Annotated in this window: 19 protein-coding genes and 1 pseudogene; 6 read left to right on the top strand and 14 right to left on the bottom strand. The window is 65.3% G+C overall.

Translation table 11 applies throughout. From position 1 onward, the window contains the following. Positions 1–79 precede the first annotated feature (79 nt). Both EL22_RS06735 and EL22_RS06730 read right to left on the bottom strand, forming a co-directional pair. The gene (locus EL22_RS06735; protein WP_050050760.1) at positions 80–787 is read right to left on the bottom strand and encodes a class I SAM-dependent methyltransferase; all 708 of its coding nucleotides are present in this window, start codon (positions 785–787) and stop codon (positions 80–82) included. A 237-nt stretch (positions 788–1024) separates the two neighbouring features. Further along, positions 1025–1426, bottom strand: coding sequence for a PPOX class F420-dependent oxidoreductase (locus EL22_RS06730; protein ID WP_050050759.1), 402 nt, complete (start codon positions 1424–1426; stop codon positions 1025–1027). Positions 1427–1563: 137 nt separating this feature from the next. On the opposite strand from EL22_RS06730, the gene EL22_RS06725 reads away from it, so the two are divergent. From EL22_RS06725 to EL22_RS06715, 3 genes are all read left to right on the top strand, one after another. Then, positions 1564–1845: a helix-turn-helix domain-containing protein gene (locus EL22_RS06725; RefSeq protein WP_050050758.1), complete on the top strand. Its 282-nt coding sequence runs from the start codon at positions 1564–1566 to the stop codon at positions 1843–1845. Between the two features lie 173 nt (positions 1846–2018). Continuing rightward, complete coding sequence (locus EL22_RS06720) at positions 2019–2825, top strand: MBL fold metallo-hydrolase (protein WP_050050757.1); 807 nt, start codon at positions 2019–2021, stop codon at positions 2823–2825. An 85-nt stretch (positions 2826–2910) separates the two neighbouring features. After that, positions 2911–3663, top strand: coding sequence for a YkgJ family cysteine cluster protein (locus EL22_RS06715; RefSeq protein ID WP_050050756.1), 753 nt, complete (start codon positions 2911–2913; stop codon positions 3661–3663). A gap of 214 nt (positions 3664–3877) precedes the next feature. Here EL22_RS06715 and EL22_RS06710 read toward each other — a convergent pair whose 3' ends face one another. Both EL22_RS06710 and EL22_RS06705 read right to left on the bottom strand, forming a co-directional pair. Beyond that, on the bottom strand, positions 3878–4282 hold the full coding sequence (locus tag EL22_RS06710; RefSeq protein WP_050050755.1) for a TRAM domain-containing protein: 405 nt from the start codon (positions 4280–4282) through the stop codon (positions 3878–3880). Positions 4283–4512: 230 nt separating this feature from the next. Beyond that, on the bottom strand, positions 4513–6264 hold the full coding sequence (locus EL22_RS06705; RefSeq protein WP_050050754.1) for a radical SAM protein: 1752 nt from the start codon (positions 6262–6264) through the stop codon (positions 4513–4515). A 147-nt stretch (positions 6265–6411) separates the two neighbouring features. Between EL22_RS06705 and EL22_RS17955 the strand changes: the two genes are divergently transcribed. Together EL22_RS17955 and EL22_RS06700 are read left to right on the top strand one after the other, a co-directional pair. After that, positions 6412–6570 (top strand): hypothetical protein, encoded by a 159-nt coding sequence (locus EL22_RS17955; protein ID WP_197075862.1) that lies wholly within the window; start codon positions 6412–6414, stop codon positions 6568–6570. A 184-nt stretch (positions 6571–6754) separates the two neighbouring features. Further along, complete coding sequence (locus EL22_RS06700) at positions 6755–7267, top strand: Hsp20/alpha crystallin family protein (RefSeq protein ID WP_050050753.1); 513 nt, start codon at positions 6755–6757, stop codon at positions 7265–7267. Between the two features lie 134 nt (positions 7268–7401). Here the strand turns inward: EL22_RS06700 and EL22_RS06695 are convergent, their stop codons facing one another. The 5 genes from EL22_RS06695 to EL22_RS06675 all read right to left on the bottom strand — a co-directional run bounded on the left by EL22_RS06695 (position 7402) and on the right by EL22_RS06675 (position 12518). Continuing rightward, positions 7402–8610 (bottom strand): FAD-binding oxidoreductase, encoded by a 1209-nt coding sequence (locus tag EL22_RS06695; protein WP_050050752.1) that lies wholly within the window; start codon positions 8608–8610, stop codon positions 7402–7404. 233 nt (positions 8611–8843) lie between these two features. Further along, complete coding sequence (locus tag EL22_RS06690; protein WP_050050751.1) at positions 8844–9431, bottom strand: CoA pyrophosphatase; 588 nt, start codon at positions 9429–9431, stop codon at positions 8844–8846. 4 nt (positions 9432–9435) lie between these two features. Beyond that, a complete protein-coding gene (locus tag EL22_RS06685) occupies positions 9436–9939 on the bottom strand; it encodes a hypothetical protein (RefSeq protein WP_050050750.1) in 504 nt (167 codons plus the stop codon). 94 nt (positions 9940–10033) lie between these two features. After that, complete coding sequence (locus tag EL22_RS06680) at positions 10034–11158, bottom strand: glycosyl transferase family 2 (protein WP_050050749.1); 1125 nt, start codon at positions 11156–11158, stop codon at positions 10034–10036. A 142-nt stretch (positions 11159–11300) separates the two neighbouring features. Then, a complete protein-coding gene (locus EL22_RS06675; RefSeq protein WP_082146697.1) occupies positions 11301–12518 on the bottom strand; it encodes an MFS transporter in 1218 nt (405 codons plus the stop codon). Positions 12519–12631: 113 nt separating this feature from the next. On the opposite strand from EL22_RS06675, the gene EL22_RS17950 reads away from it, so the two are divergent. Continuing rightward, a complete protein-coding gene (locus EL22_RS17950; RefSeq protein ID WP_197075861.1) occupies positions 12632–12802 on the top strand; it encodes an HVO_0758 family zinc finger protein in 171 nt (56 codons plus the stop codon). Between the two features lie 88 nt (positions 12803–12890). Here EL22_RS17950 and EL22_RS06670 read toward each other — a convergent pair whose 3' ends face one another. From EL22_RS06670 to EL22_RS06650, 5 genes and pseudogenes are all read right to left on the bottom strand, one after another. After that, the gene (locus EL22_RS06670) at positions 12891–14096 is read right to left on the bottom strand and encodes a bifunctional oligoribonuclease/PAP phosphatase NrnA (protein WP_050050748.1); all 1206 of its coding nucleotides are present in this window, start codon (positions 14094–14096) and stop codon (positions 12891–12893) included. Positions 14097–14170: 74 nt separating this feature from the next. Next, positions 14171–15075 (bottom strand): annotated as a pseudogene (locus EL22_RS06665) (SDR family oxidoreductase). A gap of 158 nt (positions 15076–15233) precedes the next feature. Beyond that, a complete protein-coding gene (locus EL22_RS06660) occupies positions 15234–15479 on the bottom strand; it encodes a MarR family transcriptional regulator (RefSeq protein ID WP_156184068.1) in 246 nt (81 codons plus the stop codon). 22 nt (positions 15480–15501) lie between these two features. Then, a complete protein-coding gene (locus EL22_RS06655) occupies positions 15502–16482 on the bottom strand; it encodes a transcription initiation factor IIB family protein (protein ID WP_050050746.1) in 981 nt (326 codons plus the stop codon). Positions 16483–16666: 184 nt separating this feature from the next. Continuing rightward, positions 16667–17341 carry an HD domain-containing protein gene (locus tag EL22_RS06650; protein ID WP_050050745.1) on the bottom strand — a complete coding sequence of 225 codons (675 nt, stop codon included), beginning with the start codon at positions 17339–17341 and terminating at the stop codon, positions 16667–16669. Between the last annotated feature and the right edge of the window lie 123 nt (positions 17342–17464).

Below are 17464 nucleotides of genomic sequence, written 5' to 3'. Positions count from 1 at the left end.
GTCACCCGATAGTAAAAATAGAATGGGGTTCTTCTCGCCCCATGTCAGATGAAGTGACAGGTCAGGAGTCGACCGTCGACTATCGGATTCGCGTATTCCAGTAGGAGACCGACGAGAGGTGATCGGTAACCGGAAGCTCGCCGACGAGCGAGTCGAGTCGTCGGATCGGCGCGGCGAGGGCATTGGGCATCGATCGATAGAAGCCGTACGGAACGATGAAGTCGTCTTCGACCCCCTCGAGCGTGAGCCCTGCCTTTGCCAACAGCACGCTCACTTCGCTTTTCGAGTACAGCCGCGAGCCCATCGGGAGCGCCCAGTTGTAGATGCTCCGCGAGGAGAACCTGTTGAACGTATCGAAGACGATCTGATCGCGCGAGACGCGTCGCATCTCCTGTAAGAACCCTTCGGGGTCGTCGGCGAGATGGAAAAACCGCATCGCGACGACCGTGTCGAAGTGGTCGTCGGGAAACGGGAGCCGTCCCGCGTCACCGCGGAGGAAATCGAGCTCGCCGGCGACGTCCGCGTGCTTTGCTTTCTGCCGTCCGTGCTGTAACATCGCAGCCGAAATATCGAGTCCCACGACGTTCGCACCGTGTGCCGCGAGCATCACGGTGAATCGCCCGGTACCACAGGCGATCTCGAGTACGTCTTTGTCCTCGAGGGGGGCAATCGCCTCGAGTACGGCCTCTTTTTCACGCTGATCGATAAGTTCACCGCCCTGAGAGAACCGTTTGTCGTCGTACTCCTCGGCGACATCGTCGGCCTGGTACCACTCCTGTCCTTTCACGCTGGGCGAAACTACAGTAGTGGGAGGATAAAACGGTACTGGAAGGCGTCGGAACCGAACGCAGGCGGCAACGTCGCGTTCGAACGGTCAATACTCCTGAGAGAGCGGCGCTACCGGACGAATGACACTTCAGTGTCAGTCGACGGCGTGGACTCGGTGCGTAGACTCGCTCGGGATGGAATAGGATGAGATGGAACGGAGACAGCGTCGAATCCCTTCGACCACATCTGTCCGCCGTCACTGACCGGCGATGACTCGGTCGGGACGGATGCGGACGAGTACCCGGTCGCTCTCCTCGTCGTCGTGGTAGGGGTACTCCTCGACGTCCATGTACCGCCGCGCGAGTCGATCGATGTGGTCGACCGCGCCCTCGGTCGTCATCTCCTCGACGGCGCCGCGAATCGAGAGGTACCGATACGGGTCATCGGGATCGGTGATCGACAGCCCCACCTTCGGGTTCTCCGAGAGGTTCTTGGCCTTCTGTCGGTCGCGAACGGTATTGATGCAGACGTAGCCCTCGTCGTCGACGTCGACCCAGACCGGCGTGACCTGTGGCGTGCCGTCGGGCATGAGCGTCGAAACGTGGGCGATGCTTGCTTTGTCGAACAGATCTTCGTACGCCGCTGGGATGGACTCCATACGAAACCGAACGGTTGCGAGTGAGAAGAACGGTTTGCAAAGAGAATATATATGCCACTAATACACCTATTATAAACTGGATTATTCGTATCCACATATAGGGAAGCTTTACCATCACTCATTCGGTCGACTATCGTATGAGCACGAGCACGGCCGACGAGCAGGCGACTGCCACCGAGGAGCCACTGACCGAAACCGAGTACAGAGAACGGCTGCGCGATCTCCCCCCGAGCGCGAAACTCGTCGCGAAAGTCCTCGAGACCGATTCGCCCCTCTCGCAGGGACAACTCGCCGAGGAATCGCTACTTCCCGACCGAACCGTTCGCTACGCCCTCAACCGCCTCGAGGACGTCGACCTCGTCGAATCGCGATACAGCTTCCGCGACGCGCGAAAGCAAGTGTACTCCCTCAACCACTGAGTCTGTACTCTCTGAATCACTGAATCGGCGTTCGTACTATCTCAGCCACTGAGTGACGGAACGACCGCGGATCGGGCGACCCGTAGAATCCTCACAGTTTTCGTCGCTGATCGCCCCCTGGGACGCCACCGGCGTTTCGATACGCATTTTCTCCCTCGAGCGAACCAGGGGGTATGGATATCGTCCGCCGTTCGGTGTCCGTCGAGACGGCCGCGCCGGGCGGAACGACGAACGCGTACCTTCTCGGCACCGATCCCGCAGTACTCGTCGATCCCGCGGCCCGGACCGACGACCTCGACGAACTCGTCGGGGCACACACCGTCGAACACGTCGTCGTCACCCACACCCATCCGGACCACGTCGGAGCCGCGGCCGCGTACGCCGATCGAACCGACGCCGCGCTCTGGGCCCACCGCGCTCACGTCGACCGGTTCCGCCGGGCGATCGGGCGCGATCCGGACCGGCTGCTGTGGCCGGGAACGACGCTCCCGATCGGCGATAGGTCGGGAGCGACCGACGCGGTTACCGTCCTCGACGCGCCCGGCCACTCGAGCGACCACGTTGCGCTGGTCGTCGGCGACGACGGCCCGATCGTCTGCGGCGATTGCGCGATGGCCGAGGGCAGCGTCGTCGTCGGAGCGCCGGACGGCGACATGCGAGCGTACATGACCACGCTCAGACGGCTTCGAGCGATCGACCCGCCTGAGCTACTCCCCGGCCACGGTCCGGTCATCCAGCGGCCTCGAGCGACGCTCGAGCGGCTGCTCGAACACCGAAACCGACGGGAGCGAAGCGTGCTCGCGGCGGTCGGTTCCGGGGCCGAAACGCTTTCGCAGATCCTCGAGGCCGCCTACAAGAAGGATCTGACAGGGGTTCGAGGGATGGCTCGAGCGACGGTGCGTGCCCACCTCGAGAAACTCGCGGTCGAAGGACGACTCGAGTGGGACGGCGAGCGTGCCCGGGCGTCCAACTCGGCGTGATCGCACCGAGGCACAGTAGTGATCGACTCGTACAGACAGCCACCCACAGCAACTGACTTTTCCGCCTCGGCGACGAGTGTGAGGTGTGCAGTCTCTCGAAGCGGAACTCGAGCAGGCCCGCGGACTCTCGGTGAGCGAACTGGCGGACGCGATCGAATCGATCGGGTTCGAGTGCACGCGCTGTGGCGCGTGCTGTACCGCCGAAACGAACGACGACGGCGCGGATTCTGACGCCGACGCCGAGACGACCGAAGCCCACACCGCGACGGTGTTTCCCGACGAGGTCAGGACGCTGCTCGAGGGTGCGGAGGAGGACTTCGACGACGAGCCGCGAGAACTGGCGGCCGACGGCGCGACCGCAGACGAGTGGCGAGATGTCGCTCGCCCGATGCCGTACGGGCTGGCCGAGGGCGAGGACGGCCACCTTGTGGGCGAGACGTTCGAGTGGGCGCTGCAGACGACCGCCTGCGGCGATTGCGTGTTCTACGAGGAAGACGAGCAGGGAGTCGGGGGGTGCGTCGCACACGAGGACCGACCCCTGATCTGCCGGACCTATCCGTTCAGCGTCGCGCTGGCGGGCACGAGCCAGCCGATGGGCGAGGCCGTCGACGAGGAAGGACTCGTTCGGGCCCACGAGTGCGAGGGGCTCGGTCGAGACATCTCTCGAGCAGACGCGGAAGACCTCGCCGCCGCGCTGAAAGAACGCGCCGTGCGAGAACTCGAGGAAGCGATCGGCGTCCGAGACAATTACGAGCCCGCATCGCCCGCCAGCGACGGGGTCGTGGTTCACGATTCCGAAGGCGCGAAGCGCCCCGATGGGACGCCGGTCGAGGAGTAACTGTGACCGGGTGCGCTTCTCCAGCGCGCGGCGAACGCGATAGCGCAGGCGAATATTATCGCGACGATCCCGTGACCTCCCTCGAGACGATTCCCGAACGACAGTCTCGAACCAGCCGACGCTGTGTGGGACTCGGATGCGAACGCGATCGACGGCCTCGAACGAGGACGGCGATCGGCGGCCCTCGGGCGAGGACGGTGGCGCCCTCGAGCGGTTAGAAGGTTTCTTCGATTACTTCGCCGACGGCGAAGTTGGACTTGACCTCGCTGACTTCGACCTTCACTCGCTCGCCGACGTCCGCGCCGGGGACGATGATGACGTAGCCCCGCTCGACGCGAGCGATGCCGTCGCCTTGCTTGCCGATGTCCTCGATTTCGACGTACCGGGTTTCACCGACGTCGACCGGCGGCTGCGGTTCGGACGGCGCGCTCGACTCCTCGGGCGCGACCGTCGTCTCCGTATCCGCCTCGTCTCGAGAGATGAGCGCGACCTTGTAGATCTCCCCCGGTTCGACCCCGCCGGTGTCGACTTCCTGTCGCGGGACTTCGATGACGTATCGATCCTCCTCTTCCGAAACGGCTGTACTGAACAGACACAGGAGTTTTTCAGATATCTCCACAGTTAGACCCTCACGTTTCTGTCTGAATCGCATGCATAATAGAACTACCGACCACAGGTCGCGTTTTCTGGACCGTCGACGGCCAACTCCGGCGAGTTCGGACGTACTCGTTTCGCGAAATCGCAAGCAGCGAGGGAGATAGTGCGTCAGTGTTCACCAATCGCACGATCGGAACGGTCGATCGCCCTCGAATCGATCGCCCGCGAGAACTCGAAGCGAGCCGAACGATCTCAGTCAGCCTGATTCGGTCGGTTCACTGTCGCGAACCGGGTCAGGTCCGCGTCTGGGCCGGTTTCGGCTTCGGCGACGGAATCGTACGGGCGGTCGACGACGATGTCGCCCGCGCGACTCGAGCCGATACCCGGGATCGCCTCGAGTTCGTCCATCGACGCGCTGTTGATGTCGAGCGGGTACGGCACGCCCGAGACGGACCGATAGCCGTGATCGACAACCGCGACATCGATCGTCCGACCCAACTCGAGTTCGCCGGGGATGCCGACGAGCAGCGGGTAGGTTCCGAGCTGGCGACCGAACGTCGTTCCGTCCTGGTGGTACTCGAGGTGGACGTCCGGCAGGACGGTCCCCACCGGCGTGACCCGTCGTAGCATCGGGTTGTCGATCTCCTCGCGAACCTGCTCCTTGTAGCGTTTGAACAGGTCCTTGTGCTCGTTCGCGATGGTCGCACCGGTGTCCGACATCTCCGTCCCGTCGAAGGACATGACCTGCCGGATGTTGATTCGACGCAGCATGTACCCCTCGTCGTAGACACGTCTGAGGAACTCGAGGTTTCGTTCGTAGGTCTCCTCGCGCTCGGCTTTGAGCCCGTGTAAGAGGTTGATTCCGGGTAGTAGCTTCGGGAGTCGAGTCGGAGAGCCGTCGGGTGTAGACGCCGTCTGTGAGCGTTCCGTCGGTCGCCCCATTTTCGAGGTTCCCTCGGGTCGCCAGCCCGCCTCCTCGTTGACGATTTTGACCGCTTCGAAACACTCCTCGGCGCTGACGTTCAGGTTGTTCTCCTCCTGTACGAGCGGGTCCGCCGACTCGAGGCCAAACGCGGCCGTATCGCCCGGCGTGTTGTGTTCGGCGATGATCCGGATCCCCTCCCGGCTCTTCTCGGGCCAGTTGACGATCGTAATGGGGTTCATGTTGTCGAGGTGGAGCGTCTCGAGATCCGGTGCGACCTCTCGAATGCCGCCGTAGAGTTCGCGCAGCGCTTCGGGGTTGGGCGCTTCGCCGTCGCCACCGTAGGCGAGGATGTCGGCCTGGCGACCGATCCGGAAGTGCGCCACGCCGTGGTTCGAGAGCGCGTCGACCTCGCCGACGACGGTCGGCGGCGGTCGGAACGTGGGATTTCCGTACAGCGGCTCCGTACAGAACGAACACCGGTAGGCACAGCCCCGGGAGGTCTCGAGTTCGCAGATCAGGTGGTCGGGATGGTTCGGGTGCTGTTCGACGACGAACGCGCCCTCCCGGGCCCACCGGGAGACCTCGTCGACGTCTCGCATCCGGTTGTTAAAGCCCTCGAGGCCGTTCTCGACGAGGTCGTAGACCGCCGCCTCGACGTCGCCTTTCGCGACGAAGTCGAAGTCGAGATCGCGGCGTTCGGTCTCGGTCGCGCCGGCGTTTTCCTCGCCGACGCCGAACTTGACCGGCCCGCCCATCAGGGTCGTCCCGCCGGCCGTCCAGGCGAGTTTGCGGACCTCGTCGGGCTCTGCGGGAGTTCCGCCGACGTACTTTCCCGGAACGGTCATCCCGCCGAGGTAGACGAGGAGGTCGGCCTCGTCGACGTCGCGCCAGCGGTCGGGGCCGTCGCGCAGGCCGTCGATCGTGTGGTAGGTGATCCGTTCGCGCGGGACGCCCGCGTCGACCAGTGCGCCGGCCGCGTATCGCGGATACGTCGACATGTACGGGGGGACCCCGAAGTGGGCGGGTTCGTCGACGTAGCCGTCGACGATCGTCACCGAGAGCGTTTCGGGGGCAGTCATGACACAGTGGTAGCGCCTCGAGGCCTAAAACGGTGACTACACGAGTCGACGGTCGTGTCGCGGTGGTATGAACCTCTCGTGTGCGAACGACGGACTCCTGGTTCCGTAACCCAATGGTTCTTACTCGCACTCGCGTTAGGTGGGCGTATGCCACCGACTGAAGAGATCACGTGCACCGACGACGACTGCTTTCTCGACCTGTTCGAGAACCACTACACCTACGACGTCCCTGAAGACCACTCCGTCTCGGAGCTGTCGTGTCCGGTCTGTGGTGGGACCGATTGTCTCGAGCGCGTCGAACTGTAGCCGTCGTCCCAGACGGTCGAAGTCGTTGGCGATTTCCGATCCGTATGGTCCGACTGCGCCGGGATCGCGTCAGACGTTATTTTCCATTCAGCAAAACCAATATCAACGTGCGACTCGTAGTCTCCGTCGTGGGTATGTACGTAAACGAGTCCCCGTGTGTGATCTCCCCTCGTGGTGGTGTGGCGTGACGCTCAGAGACATCGGCGGTTCGGTCGGAAACGCGCTGTATCGCCAGATCGGTCGCGTGAGCAGTTACACCCAACGCTCCCGGTCGCTCCCGTCGGACGTTCTCGAGAACGACACGTCTTATCTCGTCGTCTTCGACGCGCCCGGGGCCGACGCCGACGAGCTACAGGTTCGATACCTCGAGGGAACGGTGGGCGTCCACGTCGACCGTTTTCGCGAGTTCCACGACGGGTTCGACATGCTGTTTCCCGGCCGCTCGATGTCCCTCGAGGGGGAAGCCGAACTTCCCGACGACGCCGTCGTCGAACCGGACGCCGGCACGGCGAGGCTGACCGAAGTCGGCACGCTCAACGTCGAGATTCCGAAGGACGAAACGGGGACGGGCCCGGACGACCGCTCGGACGCCCTCACCGTCGGCGAGGGAACGAGCGACGACGATCGGCCGATCGACGATGCGGACAGGAGCGATATCGACGCGACGGAAGCCGACGAGATCACCATCGACGGCTGATCGAGGAGTCGTGTCGGCAGCGAGCCGACACTCGAGTTCAGCGACGTTTTTTCGACCGACGTAGTCGACGGCGAGGCCCTCGAGTAACGGCACAACCGCGAACGGCACGGCGCTCCGACAACGGCGTACAGCGCTCACCTCTCCGAATCGACGCCCATCCCCTCGACGATGTCGAACGACTCGTCGCCCGCGAAGCGGGTCGGATCGAACCTGTCGAGGCCGCCGTCGTCGGTACCGAGCACCATCGCGGCGAGTCGGTCACCGATGGCCGGCGCACGCATGAACCCCTCTCCCTGAAACCCGGTCGCGACGAACAGCCCTGGACGGACCTCGCCGACGAGCGGGTCCCGATCCGGCGTCGCGGTACAGAGCCCCGCCCACGCGCGGTCGACCTCGAGGTCGGTTCCCTCGAGCCGTTCGTCGACGCGATCTGGAACCCCCTCGAGAAACGCCTCGGAAGCCGCCCGTTCGTACGCGTCCGGGTCTGCTTCGACCGGCTCGGTGCCGTTCCCGACGAGGATACCTTCCGGGTGCGGGCGAGCGTACAGGCCGTCGGTCGCGTCGTACCACATGGGTTCCGCGAGTTCGGCGTCCGCGATCAACGCCTGGGCGCGGTAGGGCTTCGTCGCGACCGACACGCCCGCCTCGGCGAGCAGTCGTTTGGTGTGTGCGCCCGCGGTGACGACGATGGCGTCGACGTGGCGCTCACCTGCGGCGCTGCGAGTGTCGTCGACCGGTTCGACTCGCGGCGGATCGACGGACACGGCGACCGGCGTCTCCGGCTCGAGGTCCGCCCCCGCGCTGTCGGCTGCCGCCGCGAGACAGGACGTGTACTGCGCGGGATCGGTGTAGCCAGCAGCGCCCGCGACGGCGGCGACCGCCACGTCGTCGCCGCGCAGGGCGGGGAACCGCTCGCCGAGTTCCGAACCGGTCATCTCGAGGGCGACGACCCCGTTGCGTTGCATTCGATCGACCTGCTCGCGGATGGCGGCCGCGCGCTCCTCGTCACCCTCCCGCGCGAACCAGACGTATGGACACTCGACGAACGGAAACGTCTCGTCGCCCGAAACGGCACGGAGCCGTTCGATCGCCTCCCCCGCGATTTCGGCGTCGAGGGCCGACGCGAACGCGTCGTAACACAGCCCGGCCGCTCGCCCGCTCGCGCCGCCGGCGACCGAACCGCTGTCGTAGAGAGTCACCGACGCGCCCCGGCGGGCGAGGTCGTAAGCGGTCGTCGCGCCGACCGCACCGGCTCCGACGACCGCGACCTCGAGGCCCGCCCCCACGTCGGCGAACGCGTCCGCTCCGACGGCGAGATCGGTCTCGAGGCCGGACTCAGACACGCGCGATCACCGCCGGTCCGAGGCGTGGCCGCGAGTCGGTGAGTTGCGAACGATTCGACGAAAACGGGAGGGAACTGCGATCGCAACCATCGGAAGGGGTGCGGGCGATCCGTCGTATCATGCCGAAAAATCGGAATCGAGGCTCCTTATTACCACTGGGAGGACGACAGATGCGCGTCGAGCGATTCGGCCTCGAGCCTCGCGCGACGCAGGAGCCGAAACTCCCGTTCCCTTCAGAACGTCGACTGTTCCAGTCGGTCGCCGGGTTCGAAATCGGCCGCCAGCTCGAGCAGCTGGACCAGAATGTTCCCCGTCGCGCCCCAGACGGTGTAGCCGTCGACGTGGAAGTAGTGGACGACGGCCTCGCCGTAGGCCGGGTGGCTTCGGCGCTCGTACTCGTAGTTGTCGGGGTCTAACAGACCTGACAGCGGGAGGATAGCGATTTCTGCGACCTCGCGTTCGTCGGGATCGTACTCCCGGTCGGGCACGCGAACGACGAACGGCGTGACCGCGTACTCCGTGACCGTTCGGATGTCGTCGAGTTGCCCGATCACGTCGGCCTCCTCGGCCTCGAGGCGAATCTCCTCTCTGGCCTCCCTGAGCCCGGTCTCGAGGATGGTGTCGTCGACCGGTTCCGCGCCACCGCCGGGGAAGCTCATCTGTCCGGGGTGCTCGCCGAGGTGGTCGGCGCGTTTGGTAAACAGCAAGTAGTCCTCGCCGTCGCGGTCGATGACCGGCGCGAGGACGGCGGCGTCGTAGGGCTGATCGTCGATCTGGGTCGGCGCGTGATCGGCGACGGCCTCGAGACGGAGTCGCGCCATCTGCTCAGTCGAGTCCCTCTTCGATCCGCGCGCGCTCGTCGTCCAGTTCCACCGGGCCCCACGCCTCGATGTCGTAGCTCACCTCGAGGAGGTCCCGAAGCCGGTCGTCGTCGAGGTCCCCGTCTCGGGCCGCAGCGATCGCATCGCCAAACCGTTCTCGAGCGGTCACGCCGAGTGCGTCGCGATCGAACCGCCGGCGCTCGATGTCGAGAATGTGGGGCACGTCCTCCGCGTACTCCGGGACCGTGGGAAACGCCGCCGGGCCGGAGACGAAGAGGGCGGTCCCGGGGTCGAGAGCCGGCGCGTCCGTCGCCAGGCACTCGGTGGAGCACTCGAGCAGCGTGAACGACTCGAGGCCCTCGTCGATCGCCTCGCCGAGTGCGCGCTCGTCGATCGAACCCCCGTCCGCGCGGAAAGCGGCCTCCGAGAGCGCCCGCCCGAGTTCCGCGCGCGAGAGCCCGCCGAAGAGGTCGACGACGCCAGCGAGTTCGTCAGCCGTCGCGTCCATACCCGGGCTAACGGCGGGTCGTCTGATAGGGTTTTCGAGCCGATCCGTTCGATCGCTGACCGACGGCCGCCATGATCGGCCCCGATCGCAGCTGTTAGTCGGACGTTCCCGACTCGAGTCGCCCGGCGGGCGACGGTTGGGCCGCCTCGAGGACGGTCGACTGGTCGATCGAGGCGTCGACCCACCGTGGGAGTCGCCGGTCCGGCCCCGGTCGCTCGATCGCCTCAGCGTAGCGCTCGAGCTGGTCGCGCTCGGCGTCGGAATCGTAGGAAAAACCGTTGAAGCGCGCGTCGGCCTCGTACTGGGCGATCAGCCGCTGACCGCTCTCGACGTACCGCCGGGGAAGCGTTCGGTACGTCGGATCGACGCCGCGTTCTTCGAACACGCGCAGCAGTTCGGCGGCGACTTCCCGGCTCATCCCCTCGAGCCCGTCGTCGCCGGCGACCGAGCGATGGTCGTGTTCGTGCCGGCCGAGGTCGACCTGTGCGGTCCCCGCAAAGCCCGCGTACTCGAACGCGTCGCCCAGCGTGCCGACCTCGAGACCCCAGGCCCGCGGCGGTCGAAGCCGGTTTATCAGGTCGGCCGACGCGGCGAACTCGCCGGCCAGCGCGTACCGGAACGACTCGAGGTACGAGACGATCGGCTCGTCGTGGCGGCGCGCTATCGCACGAACGAGCGGTTCGTAAAACAGCCGGAACAGCCGCCCGTAGAGGGTTTCGTCCTCGACTCGGGCGTAGTAGCCCTTCGCGAACTCGAAGCCGTCGGTCAGCGGCGCTAGCAGGCGCGCGACGTGTTCTCTCTCGTAACTCCGCGCGTCCGCGTCGTGGACGACGACGTACTCGTGGGCCTGGGCCGCCGGCCCGAGCGCCAGCCAGACGTCACGCCCCTTGCCGAAGCCGTCGTCGAGTCCCGCGGTCGCCAACAGCTCCTCGATGGCGGGGGCACCACACCAGAGAACGGTCAGAGTGAGGTCGAACGACTCGAGCCAGCTTCGAACGGAGCCGATCCGACCCGCCGGCGCGCGAACCGGGACGAAGACGGCGGCTGGATCGACGGCCTCGAGTTCGGAGAAGACGCGCTCGGCGGCGGGATGTCCGTGTTCTCGAGCGGTCATCGGAACGACGACGGCCGTCTCCGCGAGCGCGCCCTCGACGTCCTCGACCTGCGGCGTCGAGCCGAACTCGTGGAGCGTGGCGATCCGCTCCTGGACGTATTCCATCGATGGATACTTCGGGCGAACCCTCAAAACGGCCACGACTCCGGCGAGTCGCGCCGATCGGGAGCCGGCTGTCGATCGGCTTGAGTCGGCGACCGGCGCGTGGGGGAGTCGTCGAAACCGACTCACCGCGCGGTGGGAGAAATCACCGTGCCTGACTGTCCGGGAGCGCCCCGGCCGACCAGAGTGCGACGAGGACGCCGATCAGGACGACGAGTCCGGCCGCGAGCCCGGTGAAGATCGTATCGAAGCTGAAGCCGACGTCGACGAGGCCGCCGACGAAGACGCTGCCGACGGCCTGCAGCGGCATCATCGCGCTACTGAAGATGGCATAGCCGCTCCCGCGGTGGGTGTTAGGTAGCGACGCCAGAATGTAGGTGTCGGTCGCGGGAAACAGGCTGTGCATGACGTATCCGGTCACCGCCGAGACGAGGAAGACGGCGACGACGCTCTCGGCGAGGATCAACCCGACGAGACAGACGACGAAGCTGCCCAGTACGGCGAGCATGAGGGGGACGAACGGAACCCGGTCCGCGATGACGCCGGTGAGCCAGAACGCGGGAACGCCGGTCGCGAAGACCACTGTGAGCATGATCTGTGCGAGTCCCTGAGAGAACTCCTTCGATTCGTTGAGATAGGTGACGTACATGTTGAACACGCCGTTCCAGACCAGCCCCGCGAGGCCGGCGACGACGATTCCCGTGAGGATGACCCGCCACTGGGCGAACAGCGCCTCGGTGAGGTTCAGGTCCTCGCGTTCCCCGCCGGGGAGATCGACTCGGCGAGCGGTCAGGTAGAACGCGACCGCAGAGAGGACCGCCCCGACCGCCAGCAGGCGAAAGAGCAGTCGCCAGGGTTCGATCGGGAGCACCGTTATGGCGTAGAAGCCGGCGACCAGCAGCGGGGCGGCGACGGCCGCGAGCTGGCTCGCCATGCCGTTGATGCCGATCGCGCGCCCGGGCCGCTCGGGAAAGAGTTCGCTGACCAGCGGCATCGCGGAAACGTAGTAGACGCCGCTGGCGATGCCCATCAACAGTGCACCGACGTAGAGGGCGCTCAACGAGTTCGCGGTGGACGCAAACGCCGACCCGCCCGCGAGGACGAGTCCGGTCCCGAGCACCACCCACCGTCGCGCCACCTTTGTCAACAGGTACCCCGTCGGTAGTCGCGGGGCCGCGCTGCCGGCCCACGCGAGCGTCGCCAGCAGGCCGACGGCTCCCGTGCTCGCGGCGAACTCGGCCTTGAAGGGCTCGAGCAAGGGCGCGTAGATCATCCGCCCGAGGTTGACCAGAAAGACGAGTCCGCACAGTGACCCGAAGACCGCAGTCCGACCGCCGACGCGTCGGGTCACCGGGAAGTTCATACGCCAACTGCTGGTCGCTCGCAAGTCATGCTTTCGAATCGAAACGCTAATTGACAGCTATAGAGACAATAACAGCCCGTGTCTTTTTCTCCCCGACCTTCGTAGGGGCGTCTATGCAATCAATCCGGAAGGCACTTCGAACGGGAGACCTCAACAAGGACACCTACGAGCGAGTTGTCTGCGCTGACTGCGAAAAGCCTCTCAAGACGGAGAACGATCCGGACTTGATCGAGACGATCCGCATCTGCCCCGACTGCGATACGAAGTGGAAAGAGATCCGCTGATCGACCGACCCGTCCGACCCCCTCGCTTGTCTCCGTTCGTCCGCCCTCCGCCGACGTATTTTCTCCGAACGCCGCCGATTACACCGAGTCAGGACCGATCGCCAGCCATCGCGGCGAACAGCCGATCCTCGAGTTCGACGCAGGTGAGCCCGTCCGAGGGGCCGATCCCGCGCATGTGTTCGACCGATAGCTGGCCGCCGCCCATTCGAGCGTGGCCGCCGGCGTTTGCCATCGGAATGTCGCTGACGACGTGGCGAAGCGTTTCACCCATGTGAACGCGGTCGTCTCGAGATCGGCCCGAGAGGTGTAACGTACCGTCGTTCTCGCCGTAGACGACCACGGCCGTCACCCCCTCGAGGTGCATGAGTTCGTCTGCCGCCTGCGGGATCGCGTCGACGTTGCTGATCGTGCCGACGTCGCAGGTGGCGAACGACCCCTCGACGCGCTTTTCGGTGATCGCTTTGGCTTTGATCTGTAACACGTCGTCGCTGACCTGCGGGTTGGCGATTCGGTCGAGATCGTCCTCGTCGATGCCGGGGAAGAGAAACGCACAGGCATCGAACTCCGCTTTCGAGCAGCCTTTCGTCAGGTTGTTCGTATCGGACTGGATGCCATAGAGCAGCCCCGTCGCGAGGTCCGACGATATCTCGAAGCCGCCCTCCGACTCATCGTCGTCGTCGTCGGCCATCGTCGCGTCCATGTCCTCTAGATACTCGACGATGATCGTCGACGCCGCGCCGTAGTCGGGCCGAACGTCCGTAAACGCCGTTCCGGCGCCGTTTCCGGGATGGTGGTCGACGACGACCACCGGCTCGACGGTCTGTGCCCCCGTAAATCCGCGCGGCGTGTTGTGATCGACGAGCACCACGGCGTCTGCGGCCAGATCGGAACTCGATTCGACCGTCTCGAGGTCGAGATCCAGGACGGTCCTGAACGCGCGGTTTTCCTGATGTCGGATTTCGCCGGAGTACTGGAGGGTAGCACTGGTCTCGACCGTGTCTGCGATCTCGGCGACGCCCATCGCACATGCCATCGCGTCCGGATCGGGATTCGGATGCATCAACACCGCCACGTCGTCGTAGGAGGCGAGGACGCGCTTGAGACGCGTTCCGGGCGGTCGTCGAACCCAGCGGACGAGCCACCACCCACCGAAGACGGCACCGAGAACGGCGAGAACCACGAGCGAGAGGACGAGCGGGTCCGTCGAGACGGCGAGATCCACGGCGTCGTCGATCACCAACGCGCGGTCACCACCGAGCGCGTTTCCCACCGAACGGACTCCCTGATAGCTCATACCCCACTGTTAAATCGAGCCACCAAGAATTTTCCCCCCTCCGACTGGTACGAAGGCAAAACATACCAGAACTATCAGTCGTTCGACGAGGTTCCGGCAATATATGCGTCTATCGCGTCGCGATACCCCGTTCGAAACGTCGGGTACGCGAACTCGTAGCCGAGCCCGCGAAGCTTCTCGTTCGAGCATCGCTTGCTCGTTCGAATCCGACGCCGGGCGGCCGCCGAGAGGTCGCCGTCCTCGAGGCGTTCGGATTTCGTCTGCTTTGGCGGGTCGTCGATCCCCGCTTCGTCCGCGAGCCAGTCTGCGAATTCCCACTTGTCGGCGGGTTCGTCGTCGACGACCTGCACGACCTCGCCGCGAGCGAGATCTTCCTCGAGCAGGTACCTGACTGCGCCCGCCGCGTCGTCGCGGTGGACCATGTTCAGGTAGCCCGCCGTGACCGGCCCCTCGAGGTAGCGCTCGAGTCGGTACCGATCCGGTCCGTACAGCCCCGCGTACCGGGCGACGGTCCCCTCGAACTCGTACTCGGGGGGCGTCTCGAGGGCGACGCGTTCGGCGTCGGCGAGCACCGCCGTCTTCTCGGTGGTCGGATCGATCGGCGTCTCCTCGTCGACCCAGTCGCCGTCGTGGTCGCCGTGAACGCCGCTCGAGGAGGTGTAGATCAGCCGGTCTGGCGGATCCGCGCGCGAACCGAACGTGTCGATAGCCGTCTCGAGCCCGTCGACGTACACCGCTCGTGCGGCGCTCGCGCCCCGACCGCCGCTGCTCGCGGCGAAGACGACGGCGTCGACCGACGGGACCGACTCGAGGTCGTCGCGTCGGTGATGTCCGCCCGAACGGCCTCGAGGCCGAGGGATTCGATCGTCTCGATGCCCGACTCGGAGCGCCGTACGCCGATCACGTCGTGGCCGCGCTCGCGGAGTTGTCGGCCCAGTTCGCAGCCGACGTATCCACAGCCCAGAATTGCAACGCGCATACGCGTACTCGGAACCGGCCGCCCATAATGCCACCGCCGGCTACCCGTTCGACTATCGACGCCGTCCACAATGACCGCCGGCCGTGCGGACTGTCAGCGCCGGCCGCTCGCACCGCCACCGTTGAGCGTTTGCACTGTCACCGCCGCCGCCCAGATCGTCACCGCTCGGAGTCAGTACCGATACCGTCGTCGCGCTCTGAGTCGATTCTGGCTCCGCCGGCGCGCTCGCCGTCGACGAGTCGGTACCGACTCGAGCCGACCAGCCGAACGCGTTCGTTCTCGTGGAGGCGCTCGCAGGCGAGTTCGACCGTCATCGGATGTGTCTCGAGCGCGGTCGCGAGCTCGACGACGTCGAGCGGTCCCCGCTCTGTGAGGTGTCGGAGTATTCGGCGTTCAGTCGTCATTCGGTGCTCCACGAACTCGCTTTCATCGGCCGTTCTGGTGCGCTTCGTAGACATCGAGTATCTCAGTGTAGCGTTTTCGAATAGTCACACAGCTCACGTGAGCGGCGTCGCTGACGGCGTCCTGCGTGATTCCCTCGTTCGTCAATCGGCCGGCCGCGTACAGCGCCGCGGCGGCGATGCTCGCGGGGCTTCGCCCGCTGTGGAGACCGTCGGATTTGGCCGCCTCGAGCAGTTCGCGCGTGCGCTGTTCGGCCTCGTCGCTCAACTCGAGCGCCGAGGAAAACTGCGGGACGTACTGGAGCGGATCCGCAGGCTCGAGACGGAGGTCGAGTTCCTGCGAGAGGTAGCGATAGGCCCGCTGAATGCGGAGCTTTTCGACGCGACTCACCGTCTCGAACTCGACGAGGGTCCGCGGGGTTCCCTGCTTTCGCGCGCCGGCGTACAGACTGGCCGTCGCCATCCCTTCGATCGACCGACCGGGCAGCAGGTCGCGCTCGACGGCCTGTCGGTAGATGACCCCAGCGGTTTCTCGGCAGGGTTTCGGGAGGCCGAGCGCCGAGGCCATCCGGTCGATCTCGCCGAAGGCTTGCTTTAAGTTTCGCTCCCGAGCGTCCTTGGTAACGAACCGTTCGTCCCAGGTCCGTAATCGCTGGAACAGCTTTCGTTTTCTCGCGGAGAGTTTCTTCCCGTAGCCGTCCCGGTTTCGCCAGTCGATTCGCGTGCTGAGGCCGTTGTCGTGTCTGAGTTCGCTCATCGGCGCGCCGACGCGGCTGCGGGACTCGCGCTCGTCGCTGGTGAACGCGCGCCACTCCGGCCCGCGATCGATCGCGCGCTCGTCGACGACGAGTCCGCACTCGCCACAGGCGGTTTCGCCCCGCTCGCCGTCGCGGCGCAGGTCGCCGCCACACTCCGGACAGTCGGTCCGCGAATCGACTGATTCCTGTCGTTCCGCGGCGTCGCGCGCATCGGCGGTTTCGGACGGGCTGGTTCGTATCTCGTGCATGGATTTGCAGGGCTTCGATTGCGAGCCCGAGAGGTTGTAATCGACTAGCACATTCGGTTCGGTAGGTAAGTGCGGGCGGCGGATTCCTACTCGCTGGGAATCCGGTCGGTTCGCGGGAGCGATTCGCGGCGAAATCGCTACAGCGGCCTCCAACCGGGCGAAAAAGATCCGAGAAACGGCGGCGCTAACTGCCGATCGCCGCGATTTCGTCCTCGAGCCAGTCGCTGAACCAGCGGACGCGCTTGAGTCGCTGGTGGGCGATGCTCTCTGCGGCGTCGCTCTCGACGCGGTTTGCGGCCTCGAGTCCGCGCTCTAAGACGCGGTCGACCATCTCCTCCGAATCCATGTGGGTTCGAGCCTCGTAACCCATGCGCAGGAGCATCAGCGCGATTCCGTTCGCGCCGACCTTATCGAGTAGATCGGCCTCGATGAGACACTGGGTCTCGAGGGCGAGGTCGTCTAAGTCTCCCTGATAGGAGTGGTACTCGATGGCCCGACACACCTGCGAGACGAACGATTCGGGGTACTCGCCGCGCGATTCGAGGTACTCGCGAGCGACGCGAGCGCCGGCCTCGGCGTGGAGTTCCTGATCGGTCTCGAGTTTGGCCACGTCGTGAAAGAGTCCGGCGACGCGCGTGACATCGACGTCCGCACCCTCTTTCTCCGCGATCTCCTCGGCGAGCGCGACCACGTTGAGGATGTGGTTGTGGCGGTACTCCGCCGAGTGCCACGGGTACCACCGCATCCGGCCGCCCTCGTCTTCCTTCGCGACGCTGGCTGCCAGATACTCGAAGACGAACCGCTTCATCGATTCGAACTCGGCGTCGGTGACCCTGGTTTCTTTTATTTCGACGCCCACGAGAGATCCCTCCGCAGTAAACGAATGCTAATCATTACCGAAATATACGGTCGTTTCGCTCTTTAGCCTTTGGTTCGGTCCAGTTTCGTGGCGAGCGATGGACCCGGTCGGCCAACGGCGGGA

The organism is Halostagnicola sp. A56, assembly GCF_000691505.1.
Lineage (GTDB): Archaea > Halobacteriota > Halobacteria > Halobacteriales > Natrialbaceae > Halostagnicola.
Note: the sequence above shows the minus strand (reverse complement) of the source record. Positions and strands in the feature narration are given on the sequence as shown.

Coding starts and splice junctions, on each gene's coding strand:
- EL22_RS06720 (WP_050050757.1), top strand. CDS start 2,019: ATGGATATCGTCCGCCGTTCGGTGTCCGTCGAGACGGCCGCGCCGGGC.
- EL22_RS06655 (WP_050050746.1), bottom strand. CDS start 16,482: ATGCACGAGATACGAACCAGCCCGTCCGAAACCGCCGATGCGCGCGAC.
- EL22_RS06680 (WP_050050749.1), bottom strand. CDS start 11,158: ATGGAATACGTCCAGGAGCGGATCGCCACGCTCCACGAGTTCGGCTCG.
- EL22_RS17955 (WP_197075862.1), top strand. CDS start 6,412: ATGCCACCGACTGAAGAGATCACGTGCACCGACGACGACTGCTTTCTC.
- EL22_RS06730 (WP_050050759.1), bottom strand. CDS start 1,426: ATGGAGTCCATCCCAGCGGCGTACGAAGATCTGTTCGACAAAGCAAGC.
- EL22_RS06675 (WP_082146697.1), bottom strand. CDS start 12,518: ATGAACTTCCCGGTGACCCGACGCGTCGGCGGTCGGACTGCGGTCTTC.
- EL22_RS06670 (WP_050050748.1), bottom strand. CDS start 14,096: ATGAGCTATCAGGGAGTCCGTTCGGTGGGAAACGCGCTCGGTGGTGAC.
- EL22_RS06705 (WP_050050754.1), bottom strand. CDS start 6,264: ATGACTGCCCCCGAAACGCTCTCGGTGACGATCGTCGACGGCTACGTC.
- EL22_RS06685 (WP_050050750.1), bottom strand. CDS start 9,939: ATGGACGCGACGGCTGACGAACTCGCTGGCGTCGTCGACCTCTTCGGC.
- EL22_RS06660 (WP_156184068.1), bottom strand. CDS start 15,479: ATGACGACTGAACGCCGAATACTCCGACACCTCACAGAGCGGGGACCG.
- EL22_RS06725 (WP_050050758.1), top strand. CDS start 1,564: ATGAGCACGAGCACGGCCGACGAGCAGGCGACTGCCACCGAGGAGCCA.
- EL22_RS17950 (WP_197075861.1), top strand. CDS start 12,632: ATGCAATCAATCCGGAAGGCACTTCGAACGGGAGACCTCAACAAGGAC.
- EL22_RS06690 (WP_050050751.1), bottom strand. CDS start 9,431: ATGGCGCGACTCCGTCTCGAGGCCGTCGCCGATCACGCGCCGACCCAG.